Genomic DNA, 23,096 nt, shown 5'->3' on the forward strand with positions numbered 1-23,096 from the left:
CGTGACCCCCGAGCAGAGTGTGGCCCTGGTGGGCGGGGCCGTGAACCTGGTGGTCATCATGGTCTCGGTGCTGATCGTGCCCGGTCTCATCGTCGGGCTGGTGGTCAGCATCTTCCAGGCGGCGACCCAGATCCAGGAACAGACACTGAGCTTCCTGCCCCGTTTCATCGTGACCCTGCTGACCCTCATCTTCACGGGAAACTGGCTGCTGTCGCAGATCACCACCCTGTTCGCCGACCTGTTCCAGAAGATCCCCGGGCTTATCGGATGAACTCCCTGCTGTCGTTCAGTGCGGCCGAGCTGACCGCCTGGCTGGGACAGTGGTGGTGGCCCTTCATTCGCATCGCGGCCGCCTTCTGGGTGATGCCGGTATTCGGTGACGGCCGGGTGCCTGCACAGGTTCGCATCCTGCTGGCCTTCGTCATCAGTCTGCTGATCGCCCCCATGATGAAAGGCATGCCGGCGCTGGATCCCCTCAGTGCCGGCATGATGGTGCTGACCCTGGAGCAGTTGCTGTTCGGTCTGCTGTTCGGGCTCTGCATACAGATGCTGTTCATGGTGATGACCATGGCGGGGCAGATCCTCTCCATGCAGATGGGGTTGGGGATGGCGGTGATGAACGATCCTTCCAACGGAGACACGGCGCCCATCGTCAGCCAGATCATGCTGGTATTCTGCTCCCTGTTGTTCCTCGGTCTGAACGGCCATCTGGTGACTTTGGATGTCCTGGTGCAGAGCCTGCGCACCTGGCCGCCGGGAACATCGCTCTACGTCCTCGATCTGAAGGGGGTCATCGGCCTGTTTGGCTGGAGCATCGGAGCCGCCCTCATCCTGACCCTGCCTGCCGTGGTGGCCATGCTGATGGTGAACCTCACCTTCGGGGTGCTCAATCGTACGGCCCCTTCCCTGAACATCTTCTCTCTGGGCTTCCCCATGACGTTGCTGCTGGGGCTGCTCACCATGGCCATCTCCATCAGCGGCGTCCCGGCCCGCTATCTGGATCTGGTCGGTTACGTGCTGACCCAGCTCAGGGCATTGACGCCGACATGAGCCAGCACAGCGCCCAGGACAAAACCGAAGAGGCCTCTTCCCAGAAACGGCGCAAGGCGCGGGAAGAGGGCCAGATTGCACGCTCCAGGGAGTTGAGCTCGGCCGGCCTGCTGCTCGTCGGCGGTCTGGTCATGCAGTGGATGGTGCCGAGTTTCGGGCTCTTTTTTGCCGAGCTGATGAAGCAGCCTCAGCGTTTCAACTGGCAGGGGGCACGGGATCCCCAGATGATGATCCAGTGGACCGCGGACGCCCTGATCGGGATGCTGTGGGTGCTGCTGCCTCTGTTCGGCGTGCTGGCCCTGCTGCTGGTGCTGCTCAGTAGCGTGCCTGGCGGCATGGTGCTGGTCTGGAAGAAGCTGATGCCAAGCGGGGAGAAGCTAAACCCGCTCAAGGGGCTCAAGCGGATGTTCTCCACCCACAGTCTGATGGAACTTCTGAAATCCCTGCTCAAGGTGCTGCTGATCGGCGGCACCCTGGCCATGATGCTCCAGCACCAGTGGCCCACCCTGATGATGATGAACCGCATGCCGCCCCAGGCGGCCATGGAACAGGCGCTGCGGATCCTCTCCCAGGCATTCATCTTGCTAGGCAGTGTGCAGATGCTCATCGCGGTGCTGGATGTGCCCTACCAGCGCTGGTCCTTGAACAAGCAGTTGAAGATGACCAAGCAGGAGGTCAAGGACGAGCACAAGAACAGCGAGGGGCGTCCGGAGATCAAGGCGAGGATCCGCCAGGTGCAGGGGATGCTGGCCAGGGCCCGCATCGAACAGCGGGTGCCCCAGGCCGATGTCATCATAGTGAACCCGACCCATTATGCGGTGGCCATCAAGTACGATCCCGAGCGGGCCAACGCCCCCTATGTGATTGCCAAGGGGGTGGACGGCATGGCGGAGCGGATCCGCGAGGTGGCCAAAGCCCATGACAAGCGGGTGATGAGCCTGCCCGAGCTGACCCGGGCCATCTACTACTCCACCCGGGTGGATCAGGAAGTGCCGGCGGGTCTGTACACCGCGGTCGCCTATGTATTGAACCATGTATTGCAGCTACGGGCCTATGAGGCTGGCAAGGGCAGGAAACCCAATCCCCTTGCCCCCCTGCACGTGCCGCCCGAATTACGTCAACCTGAGAGGTAAGTTGTGAACTGGCGTGTCTTTACCCAATCCTATACAGCCATCCCCATGATGCTGCTGGCCATCCTGGCGATGATGATACTGCCTCTGCCAGGCTGGCTGCTGGATGCCCTGTTCACCTTCAACATCGTGCTGGCGGTGCTGGTGCTGCTGGTCTCCGTCTCGGCCCGCCGGCCCCTCGACTTCTCCGTCTTCCCGACCGTGCTGCTGGTGGCCACCCTGATGCGGCTCTCCCTCAACGTCGCCTCCACCCGGGTGGTGCTGCTGCACGGCCATGAAGGCAACGAAGCGGCCGGCAAGGTGATCCAGGCCTTCGGCGAAGTGGTCATCGGTGGCAACTACGTGGTGGGTCTGGTGGTCTTCGTCATTCTGATGATCATCAACTTCGTGGTGATCACCAAGGGGGGCGAGCGGATCTCGGAAGTGTCCGCCCGCTTCACCCTGGACGCCATGCCGGGCAAGCAGATGGCCATCGACGCCGACCTCAATGCGGGGACCCTGGATCAGCACCAGGCCCGGGCAAGACGGGAGGAGATCGCCAGGGAAGCGGACTTCTACGGGGCCATGGACGGGGCCTCCAAGTTCGTGCGTGGTGATGCCATCGCCGGTCTGCTGGTGCTCATCATCAACCTCGTCGGGGGCCTGGCCATCGGCATCTTCCAGCACTCGCTGCCGGTTTCCGATGCCTTCCGCATCTATGCCCTGCTCACCATAGGTGACGGTCTGGTCGCCCAGATCCCCTCCCTGCTGATGTCCACGGCTGCAGCCATCATCGTCACCCGCGTGAGTGACGAAGGGGAGATGTCGGATCAGGTTGGCCAGCAGATCCTGGCGTCTCCTCGGGTGATCTACACGGCGGCGACCGTCATGCTGATCCTGGGGCTGGTTCCCGGCATGCCCATGCTGGCCTTCCTCAGCTTTGCGGCCGTGCTGGCCTGGACCGGCTGGAGCGTCAGCAAGCGCCGGGTGCAGGATCCCGCGCTGGATGCGGCCGAGGCGCTGACGCGCCAGATGGTGCAGCCGGAGCCCCAGGGGCTGGAGTGGCAGGACCTGCCCCCGGTGGATGCGGTCGCCATCGAACTGGGTTATCGCCTGGTACCGCTGGCGGAGGCGGATAAGGGGGCCGAGCTGCTGGCCCGGGTGCGCGGTATTCGCAAGACACTCTCCGAGCAGTACGGCTTCCTGCTGCCCGAGATCCGGGTGAGGGACAACCTGCAATTGCAGCCGGACCAGTACCGCATCAAGCTCTCCGGCATCCCTTTGGCCTCGGGCAATGTGGATTGCCAGCGGTTGATGGCCATCAGCAGCGGTGAGACCTATGGCGCCCTGGATGGCGAGCTGACACAGGATCCTGCCTATGGCATGAGTGCGGTCTGGATTTCGCCGGACAACAAGGCCAAGGCCCTCAATCTGGGCTACTCGGTGGTGGATTCCGCCACCGTCATCGCGACTCACGCCAGCAAGCTGCTCAGGGAACAGCTCGACGGCCTGTTTGGTCATGACGAGGTGGGCAAGCTGGGTCAGCATCTGGCGACCCAGTCCCCCCGTCTTGCGGAAGAGCTCAATCTGGCCCTGACCCAGATGCAGCAACTGCGGGTCTTCCGCCAGTTGCTCAAGGAGCAGATCAGCCTCACCGACATCCGCACCATCGCCACCACCTTGCTGGATGCGAGCGAGCTGACCAAGGATCCCGTCCTGCTGGCGTCCGATGTGCGCTGCGCACTGAAGCGCCAGATCGTCAGACAGGCGATAGGGTCCCGCGACGTGCTGGCGGCCTTCACCCTGGATGACCGGCTGGAGCAGACCCTGCTGACGGCCATGAGCCAGTCACAGCAGCAGGGCAAGATCCAGCTGGACAGCTTCCCGGTGGATCCCCAGTTGCTGGCGCAGTTGCAGCAGAACATGCCGCTGGTGAAGGAGCAACTGCAGCAACAGGGATATGCGCCCGTGCTGGTGGTGATGCCCCAGCTCAGACCGCTGATAGCCCGTTATGCCCGTTCCTTCTCGAAAGGCCTCAAGGTGCTCTCCTATAACGAGATACCGGAAGATTTGCGAGTCGAAGTCATCGGGACTCTGGGCTGAAGTGGAATTGCCTTGGCGTCACAGGGACAGGAAGCGCCTATTCCGCATATCTGCTTGAATTGTCATATAAAGCCGCTATCATGTGACGACTTTTGACGCGATACATACTGACAGTTAAGAAAAAAATAGAAATAGTCGGATGTATCACATGGCTTCAGGGACAACGTAGCCATGCCATCCAAATACGGGTCGTCGCATGATAAAGGCAAACTGAACTGAAAAGTCAGGACGCAAAGCCTCCGGTCTAACAGCATTGATGCTAATGATAGCGGGGTTACCAAGGCCATGATTTCCCGCCTTGTTTTTATACCGATATAGACCATTCACTCAATAACGGGTGCGGTCTCTATTTGTGTGTCTTTATTTTTCACGCATCAGTTCTGTTGATTGATTCATGTGCAATCACAGGTTCGGGATATATGTTTTCTGATTTATCTAGCAAGGAAAATTCAATACCGACCGGTATTGAAATGCATGCTCATTTATTATTAGTTTCCGCTTCGTTATCAAATGGAAACGATGTTGAACGTATATTGCTCAGTGCCGGTTATCGTGTTTCCTGTGTCGATTCCGTGTCGCTGGCCAAGCAATTTCTCTCGAACCATGCGGTCGATCTCATTCTGCTCGACATGGCGGTCATGACCGAGGCAGGGCCCGCCATGGTGCAGACGCTGGCAGGGACCGACTGCGTCATTCTGGTCAACGAGCATCAGGCCTACCTGGCGGCGGAAGCCATGCGGGCCGGCGCCATCGACTACATCATCAAGCCCTTCAGCCAGCGCCAGATCCTCGATGTGGTGAGAGGGGCCCTGCGCCTGCGCCAGGCCATTCCCAATCTGATCGCCACGTCCCCCCAGAGCCTGCAGGTGTTGCAGCTTGCCCGGCGGGCAGCCAAGACATCGGCCACCATCCTCATCGGTGGCGAATCCGGGACAGGCAAGGAGCGACTGGCTCGCTACATCCACGAGATGTCCAGCCGGGCCGGCAAGCCTTTCGTGGCCATCAACTGTGCGGCCATCCCGGAAGCCATGCTCGAATCCATCCTGTTCGGACACAGCAAGGGGGCCTTCACCGGGGCAACCGCCAACCAGCAGGGAAAATTCGAGCTGGCCCAGGGCGGCACCCTGCTGCTCGACGAGATCTCCGAACTGCCGCTGGCGCTGCAGGCCAAGTTGCTGCGGGTGTTGCAGGAGAAAGAGGTGGAACGCCTCGGCAGTCATCAGGTGATCGCGCTGGATGTGCGGATCATCGCCGCCAGCAACCGGGACCTGAGGGAGCTGGTGCTGCAGGGTGCGTTTCGCGAGGACCTTTTCTACCGGCTTGACGTGCTCCCCATGAGCTGGCCGGCACTGCGGGAGAGGCGGGATGACATCCTGCCTCTGGCGGAATACTTCATCGAACGCTACGCCGCACAGCAGGGGTATCGCCTCGGTGAGAGTGCCCGTCAGCAACTGCTCTCCTATGACTGGCCTGGCAATGTGCGTGAGCTGGACAACGTGATTCAGCGAGCGCTAATTATGGCTCGCGGCTTGCATATTCAGGCCGTCGATCTGATGTTGCCCCATTACGCCGCCGAAGCCGACACCCCGCAACCGCAGGCGCTTGCGGCCCCCGAGGGGCTCAGCGAGACCAAGCGGCATGCTGAATTTCAATTCGTCCTTGAGACGTTGCGCCGTTTCCGTGGTCACCGGACACGCACGGCCGAAGCCCTCGGAATGACGACCCGGGCACTTAGATACAAGCTGGCTGCCATGCGCGAGCAGGGCATCGATGTCGAGCAGCAGATACAAAACTAAGGGATAACCGAGTGAAGATTGAGATCATGTCATCACAGGTGACGCTCCTGCAGCAGATGCAGGAAATGCAGCGAGTCGCCAGTCAAGCCCCTTCCATCGAACCGAACGAGGCGTCAGGCGTCTCGTTCAGCGACGCCATGCGCGACGTCGTCGGCCGCGTCAACGAGCAGCAGAACATCGCCTCCCGATTGATGACCGCCGTCGATGCGGGTCAGAGCGACGATCTGGTGGGGGCCATGGTGGCCAGCCAGAAGGCCGGTCTCAGTTTTTCCGCCCTGATGCAGGTGCGCAACAAACTGATGACGGGTTTTGATGACATCATGCGCATGCCGCTCTGAGGTTGATCATGACTGAACTGGTATCCTCCGCACCGGGGGCATCGGGCTCCCTGCTGGCCCGGGTGCAGGACGGGGTGCGCAACTGGCGTACCCTGTCTCGCGACAACAAATCCATTCTGACCATCGCGCTGCTGGCCGCCGTGGTTGCCGCCACCATAGTGGTCATCCTCTGGACCTCCAGCAAGAATTACGTGCCCCTCTACGGCAAGCAGGAGCTTTACGACACCGCCAACATCATGGAGATGCTGGAGAAGGAGCAGGTACCCTTCCGGCTGGAGAAAAGTTCCGGCCAGATCCTGGTGCCTGAAAGCCAGTTGGCCCACATCCGCATGGCGCTGGCCGCGCGGGGCGTGAGGGCGGCCATGCCGTCCGGCCTGGAGGGGCTCGACAATGTCACCGGCCTTGGCACCAGCGAGTTCATGGAAGGGGCGCGCTACCGCCATGCCCTGGAAGGGGAGCTGGCCAGAACCATCATCTCCCTGGATGCGGTGCGCAGTGCCCGGGTGCATCTGGCCATTCCGAAGCGGACCCTGTTCGTGGGGCGTGACGAGGAAAAACCCAGCGCGTCCGTGATGCTGGATCTGCAACCGGGCCAGACCATGGAGCCGGGCCAGGTCGAGGCGATTGCCAACCTGGTGGCGGGCAGTATCTCCGGCATGAAGCCCGGGGCCGTCACCGTGGTGGATCAAAGCGGCCAGCTGCTGAGTGCCGAGCTCGGCGACAAGGCCGGTTTCGGCAAGCAGAGCGTCCAGCAGATGGAATATGTGCGCAAGCTGGAGCAGTACATTCGCCAGCGTGCCAGCGACATGCTCTCCCCCATGCTGGGCACGGGCAACTTCCGGGTGCAGATCGCCGCGGACGTCAATTTCAATGCGGTGGAAGAGACCCAGCAACAGCTCGATCCCAATGCCGTGGTGACTAGGGAGTCCAACAAATCGGACAAGACCATCGATGCCCTGGCCCTCGGTATCCCCGGTGCGCTCTCCAATCGACCGCCCGAAACCGCTCCCAAGACCGATCAGGCCGCCACCGAGGGGAATGCTGCCCAGGAGCCTGCCAAGAACGATACCCGCACCGAGCGGCAGGAAGTCAGCAGGCAGTATGAAAGCAGCCGCACCATAGTGCATACCCGCTATCAGCAGGGACGACTGGAGAAGATGAACGTCTCCATCCTGCTCAATCAGCAGAGCGCCCCCAAGGAGGGGTGGAGTCCGGAACAGCTCGAGCAGATCCGCCAGATGGTGGAGCGCTCGGTGGGCTTTGACGGCACCCGTGGCGACCAGATCAGTCTGCAGGTCTTCGATTTCACCGGTGCGGTGCCGGTGGAGCCGCCAGCGTCGAGCTGGCTGGAAACCCCTTACTGGCAAGACTCCCTGCGTTACCTGGTGGGTGGTTTGCTGGGGCTGACCCTGGTGTTCTTCGGCATCCGTCCTCTGGTGAAGCACCTGGTGCGTACCCAGCAATATCCCGACACTGATGCCGCACAGGAGCCGGACGAGGAGCAGGAGCCGACCATGGGCCTCTCCATGCGCCGGGAAGGGGATGGGGAACTGGAAGAGTCTGCGACGGGCAAGAGCCTGTCCCAGTCTCAGTCCGAGTTCCGGCTCGAGCCCCAGTTCTCCTCCCTGGATCTGGAGGCGCTGCCCGAACCGGGTTCCGAGCTGGAAGTCCAGCTCAAGCACCTGCAACTGCTGGTAGACAAGGACACGGCCCGGGTGGCGGAAGTGGTCAGACAATGGGTGAGTGGCAATGAGCAACGTTAATCTGAATCAGAACGCGGTCGACATCGACATCGACAATCTGGAAAAAGCCGCGATCCTGCTGCTGAGCATGGGCACCGAGGCGGCGGCCAAGGTGATGCAGAAGTTGTCCCGCGACGAAGTGCAGCGCCTCATCTCCAAGATGGCCAGCCTCTCCGGCGTGAGTTCGATAGAAGCCAAGTGGACGCTGCAGCAGTTCTTCAACCAGTATCGCGAGCAGAGCGGCATCGGCAGCGCCTCCCGGGAATATCTGGAACAGACCCTGGATCTGGCGCTGGGCCAGCGGCTTTCCCGCAGCCTGCTCGACAGCCTCTATGGCGATGCGATGAGCCAGGACATCCAGCGTCTGCAATGGGTGCCGGCGGATGTGCTGGCCCGCTTCTTCCGCAATGAGCATCCCCAGATGCAGGCTGTCTTGCTCGCCTTCCTGCCACCCCAGACCGCCTCTGCCGTGCTCGATGCCCTGCCGGGGTCGGTGCACGACGATCTGCTGGTGCGGGTTGCGAGCCTCAGCTCGGTCAGCGAACACGTGCTGGGGGAGCTGAGGCTCACCCTGGATCGCTGCCTCGCCTATGTGGCCGATCAGTCCGGCGCCAAGGTCAACGGGGTGCGCCAGGTGGCCGATATCCTCAATCGCTATCAGGGGAACAAGGAGCAGATGCTCACCCTGCTGCGGGAGCACGATGGTGAGCTGGCCCTCGAAATCGAGAAGAACATGTTCGACTTCATGGCCCTGCGTCGCCAGAGCGACGATACCCTGCAACGTCTGGTGCAGGAGCTGCCGGCGGATCTGCTGGCCCTGGCCCTGAAGAACACCGATGCCGGTTTCCGCAAGGTGGTGCTTGGCGCCATGCCCAAACGGATGGCACAGGCACTGGAGGCCCAGATCCAGGATCAGGGCAGCGTCTCCCTGCGCAAGGTGGAGCAGGCCCGGGAAGAGGCCATGAAGCTGGTGCGCGAGCTGGTGGAGCAGGGCGAGATCGAGTTCCAGCTGTTCGAAGAGCCCACCGTCAGTTAACAGGAGACAGGCATGAGTCAGCATGTGCGCAAACTGGCGGCAGGTGCCACCCGTGTCTACCGCTTCCCGGCGCTGGGCCAGAGCGGGGAAGAGGCCAGAAGCCAGCAGGAAGAGTTCGAATACGGCTACCAGCAGGGGCTGGAGCAGGGGCAGGCGGAAGGGTATCAGGCCGGTTACCAGCAGGGGCTGGCCAGTGGCCTGTTCGAGGGGGAAGCCAAGGGGCTGCAACAGGGACAGGTGCGTGGTCTGGCCCAGGGGCTGGCCGAGGGACGTGCCGCCTTCGATGAGGCCATGGTGCCCTTTGCAACGTTGCAGCAGCAGTGGGAATCCCTGACCCGGGCCCGGATGCTGGAACAGAAGGCCCTGGTCGCCCAGATGGTGGCCCAGGTGGCCAAGCGCGTGATCCAGGCCGAGTTCACCCTCAATCCCCAGCAGGTGCTCCAGCAGGTGGAGCAGGCCATGGCCAGCCTGCCGAGCGAGTCGGAAGAGCTGGTGATCTACCTCAACGAAGGAGACCGGCAGCGCCTGGCCGAGCAGGGGGTGACCCGCTGCGAGAAGTGGCCGTTGCAGGTGGACCCGGCACTGGCTGTGGGGGACGCCCGCATCGAGACACGGGCCGCGGTGGTCGAGATCAACACGGGGGAGCGCCTCGGCCGCTGCATCGAACAACTCAACCAGACCCTGGAACTCTCTTCGGATGCATGATGCGCTGCAACAGGCGCTGACCTGTGCCCTCGATAGCCTGGAGGAGGTGCCCGGCTATCGTCGTTATGGCAGGTTGGTGCGCGTGACCGGCCTGACTCTGGAAGTCGTGGGGTGCCAGCTCATCATGGGGCAGCGCTGCGAGGTGGAGACCGCCACCGGCGCCGCCCTGCTGGCGGAAGTGGTCGGCTTCAACCGGGACATTTCCTACCTGATGCCGCTCCAGCCCATGAGCGGTCTCTATGCCGGCGCCCGGGTGCTGCCTGTCGACGGAGAGGAGACCATCCGGGTCGGCGAGCATCTGCTTGGCCGGGTCGTGGATGGCCTGCTGCAACCGCTGGATGGCCGTCCCCTGAAAGAGGAAGGGGAACGGGTTCCCCTGTTTTCCTCCCCTCCCAATCCCCTGTTGCGCACCCCGGTACGCGAGCCGCTCGACGTGGGCATCCGGGCCATCAATGGCCTGCTGACGGTGGGCAAGGGTCAGCGTCTGGGACTGTTTGCCGGTTCCGGTGTGGGCAAGAGCATGCTGCTCGGCATGATGACCCGCAATACCAGCGCCCGCATCGTGGTGGTGGGGCTCATCGGCGAGCGTGGCCGGGAGGTGAGGGAGTTCATCGAACACAGCCTGGGCAGCGAGGGGCTTGCCCGCGCCGTGGTGATCGCGGCACCGGCGGATCAGTCCCCCCTGATGCGGCTGCGAGCCGCCCAGCTATGCCACCGCATCGCCGAATATTTCCGCGATCAGGGTCAGGATGTGTTGCTGCTGATGGATTCCCTGACCCGCTACGCCCAGGCCCAGCGGGAAATCGCGCTGGCCATCGGCGAACCCCCTGCGACCCGCGGCTATCCGCCCTCGGTGTTCAGCCTGCTCACCCAGCTGGTGGAGCGGGCGGGCAACGGCACGCACCCCGAGGGCAGCCTGAGCGCCTTCTATACCGTGCTGGCGGAAGGGGATGACCAGCAGGATCCCGTGGTGGATTCCGCCAGGGCCATTCTCGATGGTCACATCGTGCTGACCCGCCGCCTGGCGGAGGAGGGGCACTATCCCGCCATCGACATCGGTGCCTCGGTGAGCCGGGTGATGCCTCAGGTGGTCTCTCCCGAATGGCAGGGGCTGGCGGTGAATCTGCGCCAGCTCTGGGGCCGTTACCAGCAGGTGCGTGAGCTGCTGCCCCTGGGGGGTTATCAGCCCGGGGCGGATCCCCAGATGGACGAGGCGGTCCAGCGCTATCCTGCCATCGCCAGCTTCCTGCAGCAGGGCATTCAGGAAGAGACACCCATCACCCAGGTGCTGGGCGGTCTCAAGCATGTGCTCGGCAGGGCGTAAGGAGGCGGCGTGCTGAAATCCTATCTCGGTCTGCAGCAGGATGCCCTGGAGGCCATGGGCAAGGAGCGGCAGCGTCTGCGCGAGGTGGCGATGAAGGAGGAGCACCGAGCCCTCAGGCTGCAGGAGGTCATCGAGACGATGCATCTGGGCTCGTCGAGCTTTCATCCCCTGCTGTGGCAGAACAAGCAGCAGATGCAGGGGCAGCTTCGCCACCTGCTGACCCACCAGTTGCAGCAGTGTGCGCTCGCCAGCCAGGATCTGGCTCATCACGAGGGGCAGCTCGTCAGGCAGTTCGGTCGGGTCAAGGGGCTGGAGCTGTTGCTGGACAAGCGGGCCCTGGCGGCCCGTCAGCGTCAGGAGTCAGGTGAGCAGCGGCAGCTCGACGAACTCGCCGCACTGGGTCATCGTGCCCGGCAGGGAACGTAAAGGGTCAGTCGGGGAAGTGCTCCTGCCTGCCATAGGATGACTCCTGGCCCAGCAGGGTGTGGATGGTCTCTATCTGGCCTGCCAGCAGGCGGCCGTTCTGCTCGTTCTGGCGGCGGCACTGTAGCAGCAACTGCTCCAGCCGCTGCCACTGCTCGTCCACTTGCTGGCGCAGCGGGGAGGGGAGCTTGCCGATGAGGATGGTCATGCCCCGTTCGTCAGGCTTGAGTCCCAGTGCCTGGAGATGTTCGCAGCGCAGCCTGACCTGGTGCTGGATCTCGCCCATGAGCCGGGTCTGTTGCCGGTTGTGTTCCGTCAGCCCGGCCACGTCGTGGCTTGCCAGCAGACGGTACTGATTGAGCAGCAACTGCAGCAGGTCGGCGTAGCGGCCACAATCCTGCCGGATGCCGATGATCAACTGCTGGATCCGTTGTTTGGGAGGCAGACTCATCGGCGATGCATGTCCAGAATGGCCTGGCTCAGGGCATCCATGTCCAGTTCGAGCCGACCCTCGCTGATGGCCTGGCGGATCTGGTTGACCTTCTCCATGTCCACATCAGAGGTGGAGGCCAGCTCGACCCTCGCCTGATTGATGGTCTGGGCGGTGGCGCTGATCCTGGCTTCCCCCTGGCTGGCCTGGGGCTGAGGTGCCGGTGTGGCTCCCGCCTTGCGCTGAGACTGGGGTTGAACGTAGACAGGGTCGGTGCGTGTGATTTTCATAACGTGAATTCCTGGTGGTCTCTCTTGTGACAGGCGACCCTGAGGTGGCCGAACTTGAATCAAACTCGCCATTTCTGCGCTAAAAGCGGGTTTCGACTTCCCCCTTGTCAACCACCCAGGCCTGGATCTCTTTGCCGGAGCCGAGATTCCTGACCCTCACCCCTTCACCGATGGCGCCGTTTGACAAGGCCGTTCCACGGGTCGTGGCGGAAAAGCCCGGTTGCCCGGCCCGGATCAGCACCCCTTCCCCTGCCCGGACGGCCCAGGCCTGTTGCAGATCGAGTTCACCGACCAGTTGCCCCATCCTAAGATGGCGAAGGCTCTTGCTGCCTGCCAGGGGCTGCGAGCTGTGGGTGAAGCCCCGCTGCAACCGGCTGGCATCGAGGGATTTCTCCAGCAGATCCTCCGGGGCGATGACATGTCCCTTGGGGATGTCCCGTGCCGCCACCCAGACCGGCAACATCAGGGTGACCTCCACCCGGGCCCGCAACTGCCAGGCGGGCTCGGTACATTCCACCAGATAGGGGCGCCGCCCCCAGGGTTGGCGATACTGCCCGCCAGCCTGGAAGCGAACCGCCTGACGACATGCCGGCAGGTGGGCCACGGCGGGGGAGAGCCAGACCTGATAGTCGGCCCGGGTCTCTGGCCAGGCTTGCTGGCGCAGATACTCCCCCAGTGCCGTTTCTGCATCCGCCCTCAGACCGTCGGTCAACTGCTGCGACAGCGACGAAGGGGCCGCCCACGAGGGGAGTGCCAGGAGCAGCAGGGCAAGGAGACCTGCTCGCTTCCCTATGGGAAACAATGCTTCCCCTTTTGTCACTCTTGTCAGCCAGGGGGGATGGCCTGACCAGCGGAAACAACGGTTTTTCATGATTGGCATGAGTCTTGATAAAGGATGCACCGGTCTGACTGGTTCACAAGAAGGATGAAGCATGAGTATCTCATTTGACAGTGCGCTTGGCGTACACCCCTATGCCCTCGATGTGCGGGCAGACAGGGCTCGTATTCTGGCAGGGAACTTGGCCAATGTGGATACCCCGGGCTATCTGGCACGGGATGTGGATTACAAGGCCATCCTCGGCCGGGTCGCCCGGCAGGTGGAGGCAGGAGAGCCGGGCAGCACCATCAGCGAGGGCACCATGGGCAATGACATGCAACATCCCCTCTACCGCATACCCTATCAGGTCTCCATGGATGGCAACACCGCCGAGCTCAGCGTGGAGCAGAGCAAGTTTGCCAGCAATGCCACCGACTTCCAGACCAGTCTCACCTTCCTGAATATGAAAATCACCGGGATCGCCAAGGCGATCGAGGGCCGTTAATCATGTCGTTCAATCGCATCTATGACATCGCCGGCAGCGCCATGCGGGCGCAGACCGTCCGCCTTGACACCGTGGCTTCCAACCTCGCCAACGTCGACAGCGCCGCCGGCAGCGAAGAGGCCGCCTTCCGCGCCATCAAGCCCGTCTTCTCCACCCTCTATCAGCGGGTGCAGGAGGCCGAGGGGCTGGGGGCAGCCCAGGTGCAGATCGCCGGTATCGTCCAGTCTGACCGCCAGGTGGAGAAACGTCTGGAGCCGACCAATCCCCTGGCCGACGGGGATGGCTTCGTTTACTACTCCAACGTCAACGCGGTGGAAGAGATGGCGGACATGATGAGCGCCTCCCGGGGATTCGAGACCTCGGTCGAGGTGATCAACCGCATCAACAGTATGCAGCAAGGGCTGCTGCGTCTTGGTCAGGGGGTGTAAATGAGCCTGCCTCAAGTCAGCAGCCTGGATACCGCCCGCAGCGCCAGCCAGCGAGCCGCCACCCCTGAGATCGCCGCCAACGGTACTTCCGAGGGGCAGGGGGTCCAGCTTCGCAACGAATTCCTCCAGATGATGGTGGCCCAGATCCAGAACCAGGATCCCACCAACCCCCTGGATGGTGCCCAGTACGTTACCCAGCTGGCCCAGTTCAGCATGGTGGAAGGGGTCGAGAGCCTGAAAGTGTTGCAGCAGAAGTCCATCAACATGATGGACACCCAGCAGGTGCTCCAGAGCACGGATCTCATCGACAAGGAAGTGATGGTGCCGAGCCAGACCCTTGGCCAGGAGCAGGAGAAGGCGATCCGCGGTCAGGTGGAGCTGGGCGGCGCGGCCGACACGGTCGAGCTCAAGGTCTATGACAAGCACGGCACCCTGGTCGCCACCAAGAACTGGGGCGAGAGCAAGGCGGGGGCGCTGGATTACGAATTGCCGGTGCTGCCCGCTGGCGAATACAGCTTCGAGGTGAAGGCTTCCCTGGGGGGAGTCGCCACCACCACCCGCAATTATGTAGCCAGCCAGGTGGAGCGCGTCAGCTTGCCGGGCACGGGCGAGATCATGCTGCAAGTGGCAGGCGTGGGGGAGGTTCCCCTGTTCAGCGCCGTCCAGTTTGGCAAGTCGGCGTAACCAGATAGGAGCGAAACATGTCTTTTAATATCGGACTGAGTGGCCTGCGCGCCGTCAACCAGGAATTGAGCGTCATCAGCAACAACGTGGCCAACGCCAGCACCGCCGGTTTCAAGTCCAGCCGTGCCGAGTTTGCCGCCATCTACGGTGGCGGACAGGCCGGCGGCGTGGAGATGAGCAACGTCTCCCAGAACTTCGATCGCAACGGGGATGTGACCCGTACCGGGCGGGGCCTGGATCTGGCCATCTCCGGCAACGGCTTCTTCGTGCTCAAGGATGACAACGGTCAGACCTCCTATACCCGGGCCGGCCTGTTCCAGCGTGATGCCAGCAACTACCTGATCACCGCCAGCGGCAACCGTCTGCAGGGTTATGTGACCAACGAGGCGGGTGAGCTGCAATCCGGCGTGGTGGGTGACATTCAGGTCAAGGCGGGCAGCCTGGCGGCCAAGCCGTCCGACACCCTGGAGTTCGTGGCGAACCTCAAGGCGGACGCCAGCGTCATCGACCAGGGGCTGCACCCCTTCGATCCCGCCAAGGCGGACAGCTTCAGCTACTCCCAGTCAAGCAAGGTGTATGACTCTCTTGGGGTCGAGCACACCGTCACCCAGTATTTCGTGAAGACCGGCGAGAACACCTGGCAGGTCAACTATGCCTTCAACGGGACCCAGACCGGTGCGCCGGTGACCATGGAGTTCAACACCAACGGCACCCTGAAGTCGCCGACCACGGCCCCCGTGCTGAACCTGGCCCCCGCCGGTGCCGAGCCCATCACCCTCACCGCCGATCTGGCCCGGGTCAGCCAGTACGCCTCCGATTTCAACGCCACGCGCAACCAGTCCAACGGCTATACCGCCGGGGATCTGACCGGGGTCAGGGTGGATGCGGACGGCGGCGTCTACGCCACTTTCACCAACGGCCAGAGCCTGCTCCAGGGCCAGGTGGTGATGGCGAACTTCGCCAATCCCCAGGGCCTGCTGCAAGCGAACAACACCACCTGGCAGCAGTCGTTCAGCTCGGGCCAGCCCGTGCTGGGGGCGCCGGGCAGCGGGACCCTGGGTGGCCTGACGGCGGGCGCCTACGAGGCATCCAACGTCGACTTGACCGGGGAACTGGTCAGCCTGATGACCTCCCAGCGCAACTACCAGGCCAACGCCAAGACCATCAGCTCGGCGGACAAGATGACCCAGGTCCTGTTCAACTCCTTCTAAGGCGTGATCCGTGGAAAAGCTTATCTATACCGCCATGTCGGGGGCGCAACACACCCTCATGGCCCAGCAGATCCGTGCCAACAACCTGGCCAACGTGAATACCGCAGGTTTTCGTGCCGACTTCGAGCGGGCGTCCGCCTATGCCCTGACCGGCGATGGTTACCAGAGCCGGGTCATGGCCAGGGAAGAGCAGGCGGGAACCGACTTTCGGGCGGGCGCCCTGATGCAGACCGGCCGCAAGCTGGACGTGGCGATCCGCGGCGACGGTTTTCTCACCGTGCAGACCGCAGACGGCAAGGAGGCCTACACCCGTGCTGGCAACCTGGAGGTGGACGGGGAGGGGTTGCTGACCCTCAACGGCCGTCCCGTGCTTGGGGATGGCGGCGAGATGGTGCTGCCCGCCTATCGGGATCTGAGCTTTGGCAAGGATGGCTCCCTCAGCATCACCCCGCCGGGGGGCGGCGCCCGTCTGGACGTGGGCCGACTCAAGCTGGTGAACCCGGATCCGGCCGAGCTGGTCAAGGGGGTTGACGGCCTGTTTCGCCAGCGCCAGGGCGGGGATGCGGAGATCAGCGAACAGGTGGTGCTGGCGTCCGGTTTCCTCGAGGGGGCCAACGTGAACGCGGTGGACGAGCTGATCGGCAGCATGTCCCTGACCCGCAATTTCGAGTTGCAGGTCAAGTTGATGAAGACGGCGGACGAGCAGGCCAGGCAGGGTGCCAGGCTGATCTCTGGCCAGGGCTGACGGTCGGCCATGGCGGCCGGGAATGAATACTGACGGGATGCACCCCGTTCGAACGAATCAGGTGGAGAAACGAAGATGCATGCAGCGCTTTGGGTGAGCAAGACGGGTCTGTCGGCACAGGATGCCAAGATGGCCAGCATTTCCAACAACCTGGCCAACGTCAACACGGTCGGTTTCAAGCGCGATCGGGTGGCGTTCGAGGATCTGTTCTATCAGGTTCAGCGCCAGCCCGGTGCCCAGCAGGATCAGCAGAACCTGTCCCCCATCGGCATCCAGATGGGTAACGGTGTGCGGGTGGTCGGCACCCAGAAGGTATTCACGCCAGGGCAGTTCCAGAACACCAACCAGGAGCTGGACATGGCGGTGGTGGGGGCCGGCTTCTTCAGCGTCGAGCGCCCGGATGGCGAGACGGCCTATACCCGCAACGGTCAATGGCACCGCAATGCGGAAGGGCTGCTGGTCAATGCCGACGGCCTGCCCATGCTGCCGCAGATCCAGATCCCGGACAACGCTACCAAGATCGCCATCGGCACCGACGGCACCGTGAGCGCCACCCTGCCGGGACAGCAGGAGAACGTGGAGCTGGGGCGCATCACCCTGACCAACTTCTCCAACCCGGCCGGTCTGGAAGCCCTGGGGGGCAACCTCTACCGGGCGACCGGTGCCTCCGGTGAAGCCATCGAAGGGGTCCCGGGTGAAGAGGCCATGGGGGCCATCAAACAGTTCACCCTGGAGAGTTCCAACGTGAACGTGGTGGAAGAGATGGTGGACATGATCACCACCCAGCGCGCCTACGAGATGAATGCCAAGGTGGTCTCCTCCGCCGATCAGATGCTCAAGTTCGTGACCCAGGCGCTGTGATGATGAAGCCGGTGTGGTATTGCGTCGTGCTCGCCCTGCTGCTGGGGGGCTGCTCCACCTACGAGTTGCAGGCCCCCGAGCCCGGTGACGAGAAGTGGGCCCCTTCCCGCTCCGAGCTGACGAAAGCCGGGGTGGGGGAGGATGGCAGCCTCTACCGTAACGACTACATGATGACCCTGTTCCAGGATCGCCGTGCCTACCGGGTCGGCGACATCCTGACCGTCATGCTGGAGGAGCGCACCCAGTCCAGCAAGAAGGCCAACACCAGCATGAACAAGAACAGCAATCTGAGCGTGCCTGTGCCTTCCATCGGTGGAGTTTCCCGACCGGACTGGAGCGCCTCTATCAAGGCGGATCGCGACTTCGACGGCGGGGCGACCTCCAGCCAGCAGAATACCCTGGCGGGGGCCATCACGGTCACCGTGGCCGAAGTGATGCCCAACGGGGTGCTGGGGATCCGGGGGGAGAAGTGGATCCGCCTCAACCAGGGGGATGAGTACATCCGTCTGGGGGGCATGGTGCGGGTCGAGGACATCGACCAGAGCAACCGCATCTCCTCCCAGCGCATCGCCGATGCCCGCATCACCTATGCCGGTCGCGGCGCCCTGGCCGACAGCAACCAGATGGGCTGGCTGTCGCGCTTCTTCAGTTCCGCCTTCTCCCCCTTGTGAGGATTTCGATGAACAGATGGTATATCGCCCTGCTCTGCCTGGCGCTGTCGGGCGTAGCCGGCGCCGCTGCCCCCGCCAAACGGGCCCTGCTGGACATTGCCGACGTGCAGGGGATGAGAGCCAACCAGCTGGTGGGCTATGGCCTGGTGGTCGGCCTCTCCGGTACCGGGGATCGCAGCCAGGTCAAATTCACCGGCCAGTCCATGACCAACATGCTCAAGCAGTTCGGGGTACAACTGCCCGATGACATCGATCCCAAGCTCAAGAACGTGGCTGCCGTCTCCGTGCAGGCGACGCTGCCCGCCCTCGCCGGCAAAGGTCAGCAGATGGACGTGACCGTGACCTCCATCGGCGATGCCAAGAGTCTGAGAGGCGGCTCGCTGCTGCTCACTCCCCTGCGCGGGATCGACGGTGAAGTCTATGCGGTCGCCCAGGGCAACCTGGTGGTGGCCGGGGTCAAGGCGGAGGGGCAATCCGGCTCCTCCGTGACCATCAACGTGCCAACGGCCGGCATCATCCCGAACGGTGCCATCATCGAGCGGGAGGTGGCCAGCAACTTCTCGGACAAGCCGGAAGTGACGCTCAACCTGCACCAGCCCAACTTCAAGACGGCCCGCAACGTGGAGCGGGAGATCAACCGCCAGCTCGGCCCCGTGGCCAAGGCGGTCAGCGCCGGTCGCATCCAGATTGCGGCCCCCCGCGATGAGAGCCAGCGCATCTCCTTCATGGCCCTGTTGCAGGACATCCAGGTGGACATGGGCAAGGAGCGGCCGCGAGTCGTTTTCAACAGCCGTACCGGCACCGTGGTCATGGGGCAGGGGGTCAAGGTGCACAAGGCGGCGGTCAGCCATGGCAGCCTGACGGTCACCATAGGGGAGAGCCAGACGGTGAGCCAGCCCAACGCCTTCTCCAACGGGCGGACCACCACGACGCCCAACTCCCAGATCCAGGTTGACCGGGAGCGCAACAACATGTTTGTCTGGCCGGATGGCACCTCCCTGGAGGTGATCGTCAAGGCGGTGAATTCCCTGGGGGCGACCCCGGATGATGTCATGGCCATCCTGCAAGCCCTCGACGAGGCGGGAGCCCTCGAAGGCGAGCTGGTGGTCATCTAAGGATCTCTATGACCAGAATTACCTCGGAGCCTGGTTTCTATCAGGATCTCAATGAACTGCAGCAGATAAAGAGCAACCCGGATCAGCGCGCGGCCCTGGAGGCGGCGGCCGGCCAGTTCGAAGTGAGCTTCCTGCAGACGGTGCTCAAGCACATGCGTTCGGCGTCCGACGCCATGCAGGATGAAGAGGACAGGCTTATCAAGGGGGAGTCCCTCTACCGCGACATGTACGACAGCCAGCTCGCGATGAGCCTGGTCAAGCGCGGCGGCATGGGGCTCAAGGAGCAGATGGTCAATCAACTGGCCCCCACATTAAAGAATGCCGAGCCGGTGGTCGCTTCAGACTCCCAGACCCTGGCTGCCTTCAGTCAGCCTCTGAATTCGGCAAAAATGAGGAAAGTTGACTGATGTCGCTGCTCAGTATCGGTTTTAGCGGACTCAATGCATCGCAGATCGCATTGAATATCTCTGCCCAGAATATCGCCAACGTCAATACCATCGGGTACAGCCGCCAGGAGGCCATGATGGGCAGCCTGTCGGGCTTTGGCCGGATGGACAACGGCATGGGGGTCGAGGTGACCGGGGTTCGCAGGATCACCGATGACTATCTGGTCTCCCAGCACTGGCGCAGCCGCTCCGCGACCGGCTCCTCCTATGCGTTTCACCAGTACATCAATACGACGGAGCAGTTGCTCGGCAGCGAGTCGATGAACATCACCAAGGGGCTGGACAGTTTCTTCGCGTCCCTGAGCGCCGCCCTCGACAGCCCGGAAACACCGGCGCAGCGCAGCCAGATCGTCAGCTCGGCCGGTGCCCTGGCCAACCGCTTCGGCCAGTTGAACGAGAGCCTGCTGACCCAGGAGAAGCAGATCGACGATCAGCTGGGCAGCACCATCACCCAGGTGAACAGCTATCTCAAACAGGTGGCGGAGCTCAACACCCAGATCGGCGAGCAGGCTTCCAAAGGGGTCAACACCTCGGCGCTGGAAGACAGCCGCGAGCAGATAGTGCGTGAGCTGTCGACCTTCATGGAGGTGCGGGTCAACCGTCAGAGCGACGGCTCCTTCTCCCTGAGCCTGCCCCAGGGCCAGCCCCTGGTGCTGGCCGGCAGCAGCAGCACCCTCTCTCTGGCCGGCGACACCCTGAGCCTGAGCTTCGGGCCGCAATCCTTCGAGGTCCCCAGACTTCAGGGCGGCACCCTGGCGGGCGTGCTGGAATATCGCACCACAGTGCTGCGCCCCCTGCGCGACGAGCTGAACCAGATCGCGAAGAAGCTGGCGGATGACTTCAACGCCAAGCAGGCGGGTGGCGTCGATCTGAACGGCGATCCCGGCAAACCCCTGTTCAGCTACGACCCCCTCAATCCCTCCGGCACCCTCAAGGTGGCCGACGGCTTTACCGGGGATCACCTCGCCTTCGCCAAGGCGGGGGGCGGCAACGGCGACAACCGCAACCTGCAGGAGCTGCTGACCATCAAGGATGATCAGTACGATGCCTACAGTGCCCTGCTTGGCAAGATGGCGGTGCAGAGCGGTCAGGCCAAGGCGACCATGGAGGCCGATGCCAACATGGAGAAACAGCTCGCCACCAAGCTCAGCAGCGTGAGCGGCGTCAACCTCGATGAGGAAGGGGTCAAGGTGATGGCCTACACCAAGGCGTATCAGGCCAATGCCAAGGTGATCAGCACCTCGGATCAACTCTTCAATTCCATTCTCAACATGTTCTGACGGAGTCCGCATGCGCATCAGCACCAACCAGATCCAGCTCAGCATGCTCGACAACCTGCAGCGGGGCTTTGGCGACTACGCCCGGCTGGATCGCCAGATCTCCTCCAACAAGCGGATCCTGCAGCCTTCGGACGATCCCGTGGGCAGCGTGCAACTGCTCGGTCTGAAGAAAGAGCAGGTGGCTATGGCCCAGTACCAGAAGAACATCGCCAATGCCAAGAGCCAGCTATCCCAGGGGGAGCTGCAGTTCGAGACCATGACCAACATGCTGAGCCGGTTGCGGGAGCTGACCCAGACGGCGGCCAACGGTTCCCTCTCCGAGGACGATCGCCGGGCGGTGTCCAGCGAGGCGGCCATCATCAAGGAGGGACTGCTGGATCTCGCCAATGCCCGCAACGAGAACGGTTCAAGCCTGTTCAGCGGCAGCCAGGTGGACAAGACCCCCATCGTCCAGGGGCCGGGTGGCGGCTATCTCTATCAGGGGGATGCCCTGGTGCGGGAGGTGGAGATTGCCCGGGGGGTGACGGTGTCTCTCAACCAGACCGCAGACAGCCTGTTCATCCAGAACGGGGATTTCTTCAAGCAGCTGGACGACATGGTAGCGGCCTTCGATGCCGGCGCACCGGATGCGGCGGATCAGGCCAGAGCCATGCTGGATCGCAGCAAGACCCTGCAGGATGACATCAGCCAGATGGTGAGCACCATAGGGGCGCGCATCAACCTGCTGGATCAGGTGGACGAGGGTCATGCCGAGAAGAGCACCTATAGCAAGGAAGTGAGCAATCAGATAGAGTCCCTCGACTACGCGGGGGCCGTGACCCAGCAGGCGCATGTGCTGATGGCTCTGCAGGTGCAACAGCAGGCCTTTGCCAAGGTGAATGGCCTGAGCCTGTTCAACTACATGCCCTAAATCTGTCTAAGGAGCCAGGATGCAGATTCAACAAACCCGTCCGGGGAGCGTGGCCGAGACGCCGGCCCAACCCAGGTTGCAAGGTCGTTCGACTGCCCAGGCTACTTCTCCCCAGACTCCTCGCAATGAACGCCAGCCCAATGTCATCCGGCTGGATCGCTGGGCCCTGATCGGCACGGCGCAGCAGCGCATCGCCCATGCCCAGGGGGGCGAACAGGCCCTGAGCCAGGTATGGGGCGAGCTGAAGCGCCTGGAGCAGCAGCTCGGCCAGCAGAAGGCGGCGAGCGGGGATCTGGTCTCCCGTCTCAAGGTGCTGGAAGAGAAGCTGACCCAGCCGCAGGCGCCACTGACGAGCGAGCTCAGGCCACGTCTGCTGGCCTCGGCCACGGACAGCAGGGTGCACTACAGCGCGGAGCGGCTCGATCTGTTGAGCCCAAGGGCGAGTGCCGAGCGTCTCGTCTTCTCCTTCCCTCAGACCAGCAGCGCCGTCGAGGTGCTGCTGCCCGCCGATGCCAGTGAAGCGGAGGCGGCCGCCCGCCTGGATCGCGCACTGCGCAAGGAGCATATCCAGGCGCGCCTGAACGAGCTGGGCAAGCTGGAGCTGAGCGTGCCGGATCAGCACAGGCGCAAGCTGGATGAACCCGTGCTGCTGAGCGGTGAGGGCATCCGCATTCCCGCCGGGAACCCGGTACCCGTGCAGTTCAAGCCAAAGGCGGGGCAGTTGACCCAGCTCGGCGAGGGGCTCGACAAAGGGGAGATCAAACAGGAACAGCAACGGCTGAAGCGACTGCTCGGGGAGATAGAGCAGTCGGTGCGCGAGCTCAAGCAGTTTCGCCAGCGGATGGTGAAGCAGCTCGATCGGGTGAAGTCACGCAGCCAGAACCTGCAGCAGGAGGAGCTGGTCCAGTTGCAGGGCAAGCTCAGCCTCCAGCTCAAGGAAGGGGGCTTCATGGGGACCATGTCCGGCCTGCTTGCCCAGGCCAACGTCTCGCGCCAGAACGTGGTGGCGCTGCTCACCTAGGGTGCCAGGTCCCGTTCACGACAGAAAACCGCCATGCAGCTCGCTGGCGGTTTTCT

General features: G+C 63.0%; 26 protein-coding genes and 1 riboswitch. Of the genes, 23 read left to right on the forward strand and 3 right to left on the reverse strand.

The features are described 5' to 3' along the window. Position 1 precedes the first annotated feature (1 nt). The 11 genes from fliQ (at position 2) to lfiJ (ending at position 11,629) form a co-directional block, all read left to right on the forward strand. A complete protein-coding gene (gene fliQ / locus AB5Y80_RS02630) occupies positions 2-271 on the forward strand; it encodes a flagellar biosynthesis protein FliQ (protein WP_041211832.1) in 270 nt (89 codons plus the stop codon). Next, positions 268-1,050, forward strand: a complete 783-nt coding sequence (lfiR, locus tag AB5Y80_RS02635; RefSeq protein WP_104452187.1) for a lateral flagellar biosynthetic protein LfiR — start codon at positions 268-270, stop codon at positions 1,048-1,050. Before fliQ ends, lfiR begins: the two co-directional genes overlap by 4 nt. Continuing rightward, entirely contained in the window at positions 1,047-2,183 is a 1,137-nt protein-coding gene (gene flhB / locus AB5Y80_RS02640; protein ID WP_041214022.1) for a flagellar biosynthesis protein FlhB, read from the forward strand. The genes lfiR and flhB overlap by 4 nt, the downstream gene beginning before the upstream one ends. A gap of 3 nt (positions 2,184-2,186) precedes the next feature. Next, positions 2,187-4,262 (forward strand): lateral flagellar biosynthesis protein LfhA, encoded by a 2,076-nt coding sequence (lfhA, locus tag AB5Y80_RS02645; RefSeq protein WP_041211829.1) that lies wholly within the window; start codon positions 2,187-2,189, stop codon positions 4,260-4,262. Positions 4,263-4,456: 194 nt separating this feature from the next. Then, a riboswitch (cyclic di-GMP riboswitch) is annotated at positions 4,457-4,544 on the forward strand. A 251-nt stretch (positions 4,545-4,795) separates the two neighbouring features. Continuing rightward, positions 4,796-6,058, forward strand: a complete 1,263-nt coding sequence (gene lafK / locus AB5Y80_RS02650) for a lateral flagellar response regulator transcription factor LafK (RefSeq protein WP_269475233.1) — start codon at positions 4,796-4,798, stop codon at positions 6,056-6,058. 11 nt (positions 6,059-6,069) lie between these two features. Beyond that, positions 6,070-6,396 carry a lateral flagellar hook-basal body complex protein LfiE gene (lfiE, locus tag AB5Y80_RS02655; RefSeq protein WP_128271445.1) on the forward strand — a complete coding sequence of 109 codons (327 nt, stop codon included), beginning with the start codon at positions 6,070-6,072 and terminating at the stop codon, positions 6,394-6,396. 8 nt (positions 6,397-6,404) lie between these two features. Continuing rightward, positions 6,405-8,159, forward strand: a complete 1,755-nt coding sequence (gene fliFL / locus AB5Y80_RS02660) for a lateral flagellar M-ring protein FliFL (protein WP_082180905.1) — start codon at positions 6,405-6,407, stop codon at positions 8,157-8,159. After that, positions 8,146-9,174 carry a lateral flagellar motor switch protein FliGL gene (fliGL, locus tag AB5Y80_RS02665; RefSeq protein WP_041211827.1) on the forward strand — a complete coding sequence of 343 codons (1,029 nt, stop codon included), beginning with the start codon at positions 8,146-8,148 and terminating at the stop codon, positions 9,172-9,174. Before fliFL ends, fliGL begins: the two co-directional genes overlap by 14 nt. A gap of 12 nt (positions 9,175-9,186) precedes the next feature. Next, a complete protein-coding gene (lfiH, locus tag AB5Y80_RS02670; RefSeq protein ID WP_368172492.1) occupies positions 9,187-9,879 on the forward strand; it encodes a lateral flagellar assembly protein FliH in 693 nt (230 codons plus the stop codon). Next, positions 9,872-11,203, forward strand: coding sequence for a lateral flagellar FliI-like assembly ATPase LfiI (lfiI, locus tag AB5Y80_RS02675; RefSeq protein ID WP_323881933.1), 1,332 nt, complete (start codon positions 9,872-9,874; stop codon positions 11,201-11,203). The genes lfiH and lfiI overlap by 8 nt, the downstream gene beginning before the upstream one ends. Before the next feature lie 9 nt (positions 11,204-11,212). After that, positions 11,213-11,629: a lateral flagellar protein LfiJ gene (gene lfiJ / locus AB5Y80_RS02680; RefSeq protein ID WP_368172493.1), complete on the forward strand. Its 417-nt coding sequence runs from the start codon at positions 11,213-11,215 to the stop codon at positions 11,627-11,629. A gap of 4 nt (positions 11,630-11,633) precedes the next feature. On the opposite strand, the gene flgN is transcribed toward lfiJ, so the two are convergent. The 3 genes from flgN to lfgA form a co-directional block, all read right to left on the reverse strand. Next, complete coding sequence (gene flgN / locus AB5Y80_RS02685) at positions 11,634-12,077, reverse strand: flagellar export chaperone FlgN (RefSeq protein WP_368172494.1); 444 nt, start codon at positions 12,075-12,077, stop codon at positions 11,634-11,636. Then, entirely contained in the window at positions 12,074-12,346 is a 273-nt protein-coding gene (gene flgM, locus AB5Y80_RS02690; protein ID WP_041211822.1) for a flagellar biosynthesis anti-sigma factor FlgM, read from the reverse strand. Before flgM ends, flgN begins: the two co-directional genes overlap by 4 nt. Positions 12,347-12,425: 79 nt before the next feature. Continuing rightward, complete coding sequence (lfgA, locus tag AB5Y80_RS02695) at positions 12,426-13,217, reverse strand: lateral flagellar basal body P-ring formation protein LfgA (RefSeq protein WP_323881936.1); 792 nt, start codon at positions 13,215-13,217, stop codon at positions 12,426-12,428. A 61-nt stretch (positions 13,218-13,278) separates the two neighbouring features. On the opposite strand from lfgA, the gene lfgB reads away from it, so the two are divergent. The 12 genes from lfgB to AB5Y80_RS02755 all read left to right on the forward strand — a co-directional run bounded on the left by lfgB (position 13,279) and on the right by AB5Y80_RS02755 (position 23,040). Next, the gene (gene lfgB, locus AB5Y80_RS02700; RefSeq protein WP_041211820.1) at positions 13,279-13,668 is read left to right on the forward strand and encodes a lateral flagellar basal body rod protein LfgB; all 390 of its coding nucleotides are present in this window, start codon (positions 13,279-13,281) and stop codon (positions 13,666-13,668) included. 2 nt (positions 13,669-13,670) lie between these two features. Then, positions 13,671-14,096, forward strand: coding sequence for a lateral flagellar basal body rod protein FlgCL (gene flgCL, locus AB5Y80_RS02705; RefSeq protein WP_041211819.1), 426 nt, complete (start codon positions 13,671-13,673; stop codon positions 14,094-14,096). Then, the gene (locus AB5Y80_RS02710) at positions 14,097-14,780 is read left to right on the forward strand and encodes a flagellar hook assembly protein FlgD (protein WP_042015076.1); all 684 of its coding nucleotides are present in this window, start codon (positions 14,097-14,099) and stop codon (positions 14,778-14,780) included. A gap of 17 nt (positions 14,781-14,797) precedes the next feature. Beyond that, positions 14,798-15,991 carry a lateral flagellar hook protein FlgEL gene (gene flgEL, locus AB5Y80_RS02715; protein ID WP_045522183.1) on the forward strand — a complete coding sequence of 398 codons (1,194 nt, stop codon included), beginning with the start codon at positions 14,798-14,800 and terminating at the stop codon, positions 15,989-15,991. Positions 15,992-16,001: 10 nt separating this feature from the next. Beyond that, entirely contained in the window at positions 16,002-16,736 is a 735-nt protein-coding gene (lfgF, locus tag AB5Y80_RS02720; protein WP_368172495.1) for a lateral flagellar basal-body rod protein LfgF, read from the forward strand. A gap of 75 nt (positions 16,737-16,811) precedes the next feature. Then, the gene (gene lfgG / locus AB5Y80_RS02725; RefSeq protein WP_041211815.1) at positions 16,812-17,597 is read left to right on the forward strand and encodes a lateral flagellar basal-body rod protein LfgG; all 786 of its coding nucleotides are present in this window, start codon (positions 16,812-16,814) and stop codon (positions 17,595-17,597) included. After that, on the forward strand, positions 17,597-18,268 hold the full coding sequence (gene flgH, locus AB5Y80_RS02730) for a flagellar basal body L-ring protein FlgH (RefSeq protein WP_042015080.1): 672 nt from the start codon (positions 17,597-17,599) through the stop codon (positions 18,266-18,268). Before lfgG ends, flgH begins: the two co-directional genes overlap by 1 nt. A gap of 8 nt (positions 18,269-18,276) precedes the next feature. Next, complete coding sequence (gene fgIL, locus AB5Y80_RS02735; RefSeq protein WP_041214014.1) at positions 18,277-19,383, forward strand: lateral flagellar basal body P-ring FlgIL; 1,107 nt, start codon at positions 18,277-18,279, stop codon at positions 19,381-19,383. Positions 19,384-19,391: 8 nt separating this feature from the next. Further along, positions 19,392-19,790 (forward strand): rod-binding protein, encoded by a 399-nt coding sequence (locus AB5Y80_RS02740; protein WP_041211812.1) that lies wholly within the window; start codon positions 19,392-19,394, stop codon positions 19,788-19,790. Then, positions 19,790-21,109 (forward strand): lateral flagellar hook-associated protein LfgK, encoded by a 1,320-nt coding sequence (gene lfgK / locus AB5Y80_RS02745; RefSeq protein ID WP_041211811.1) that lies wholly within the window; start codon positions 19,790-19,792, stop codon positions 21,107-21,109. Before AB5Y80_RS02740 ends, lfgK begins: the two co-directional genes overlap by 1 nt. 10 nt (positions 21,110-21,119) lie before the next feature. Continuing rightward, complete coding sequence (gene lfgL, locus AB5Y80_RS02750) at positions 21,120-22,019, forward strand: lateral flagellar hook-associated protein LfgL (RefSeq protein WP_041214013.1); 900 nt, start codon at positions 21,120-21,122, stop codon at positions 22,017-22,019. Positions 22,020-22,038: 19 nt separating this feature from the next. Beyond that, positions 22,039-23,040, forward strand: a complete 1,002-nt coding sequence (locus tag AB5Y80_RS02755; RefSeq protein WP_042015081.1) for a hypothetical protein — start codon at positions 22,039-22,041, stop codon at positions 23,038-23,040. Positions 23,041-23,096 lie beyond the last annotated feature (56 nt).

It is taken from the genome of Aeromonas sp. R2-1 (genome assembly GCF_040908425.1).
In the GTDB taxonomy this organism is placed as follows: domain Bacteria; phylum Pseudomonadota; class Gammaproteobacteria; order Enterobacterales; family Aeromonadaceae; genus Aeromonas; species Aeromonas caviae.

What these genes read in the sequence shown, in the direction of transcription:
- lfgA (WP_323881936.1), bottom strand. Translation starts at nt 13,217, where the DNA reads ATGAAAAACCGTTGTTTCCGCTGGTCAGGCCATCCCCCCTGGCTGACA.
- AB5Y80_RS02755 (WP_042015081.1), top strand. Translation starts at nt 22,039, where the DNA reads ATGCAGATTCAACAAACCCGTCCGGGGAGCGTGGCCGAGACGCCGGCC.
- lfgB (WP_041211820.1), top strand. Translation starts at nt 13,279, where the DNA reads ATGAGTATCTCATTTGACAGTGCGCTTGGCGTACACCCCTATGCCCTC.
- flgCL (WP_041211819.1), top strand. Translation starts at nt 13,671, where the DNA reads ATGTCGTTCAATCGCATCTATGACATCGCCGGCAGCGCCATGCGGGCG.
- lfgK (WP_041211811.1), top strand. Translation starts at nt 19,790, where the DNA reads ATGTCGCTGCTCAGTATCGGTTTTAGCGGACTCAATGCATCGCAGATC.
- fliGL (WP_041211827.1), top strand. Translation starts at nt 8,146, where the DNA reads ATGAGCAACGTTAATCTGAATCAGAACGCGGTCGACATCGACATCGAC.
- flgEL (WP_045522183.1), top strand. Translation starts at nt 14,798, where the DNA reads ATGTCTTTTAATATCGGACTGAGTGGCCTGCGCGCCGTCAACCAGGAA.
- fgIL (WP_041214014.1), top strand. Translation starts at nt 18,277, where the DNA reads ATGAACAGATGGTATATCGCCCTGCTCTGCCTGGCGCTGTCGGGCGTA.
- lfiR (WP_104452187.1), top strand. Translation starts at nt 268, where the DNA reads ATGAACTCCCTGCTGTCGTTCAGTGCGGCCGAGCTGACCGCCTGGCTG.
- flgH (WP_042015080.1), top strand. Translation starts at nt 17,597, where the DNA reads ATGATGAAGCCGGTGTGGTATTGCGTCGTGCTCGCCCTGCTGCTGGGG.
- flgN (WP_368172494.1), bottom strand. Translation starts at nt 12,077, where the DNA reads ATGAGTCTGCCTCCCAAACAACGGATCCAGCAGTTGATCATCGGCATC.
- lfgG (WP_041211815.1), top strand. Translation starts at nt 16,812, where the DNA reads ATGCATGCAGCGCTTTGGGTGAGCAAGACGGGTCTGTCGGCACAGGAT.
- AB5Y80_RS02740 (WP_041211812.1), top strand. Translation starts at nt 19,392, where the DNA reads ATGACCAGAATTACCTCGGAGCCTGGTTTCTATCAGGATCTCAATGAA.
- lfgL (WP_041214013.1), top strand. Translation starts at nt 21,120, where the DNA reads ATGCGCATCAGCACCAACCAGATCCAGCTCAGCATGCTCGACAACCTG.
- flgM (WP_041211822.1), bottom strand. Translation starts at nt 12,346, where the DNA reads ATGAAAATCACACGCACCGACCCTGTCTACGTTCAACCCCAGTCTCAG.
- lfiH (WP_368172492.1), top strand. Translation starts at nt 9,187, where the DNA reads ATGAGTCAGCATGTGCGCAAACTGGCGGCAGGTGCCACCCGTGTCTAC.
- fliFL (WP_082180905.1), top strand. Translation starts at nt 6,405, where the DNA reads ATGACTGAACTGGTATCCTCCGCACCGGGGGCATCGGGCTCCCTGCTG.
- lfiI (WP_323881933.1), top strand. Translation starts at nt 9,872, where the DNA reads ATGCATGATGCGCTGCAACAGGCGCTGACCTGTGCCCTCGATAGCCTG.
- flhB (WP_041214022.1), top strand. Translation starts at nt 1,047, where the DNA reads ATGAGCCAGCACAGCGCCCAGGACAAAACCGAAGAGGCCTCTTCCCAG.
- AB5Y80_RS02710 (WP_042015076.1), top strand. Translation starts at nt 14,097, where the DNA reads ATGAGCCTGCCTCAAGTCAGCAGCCTGGATACCGCCCGCAGCGCCAGC.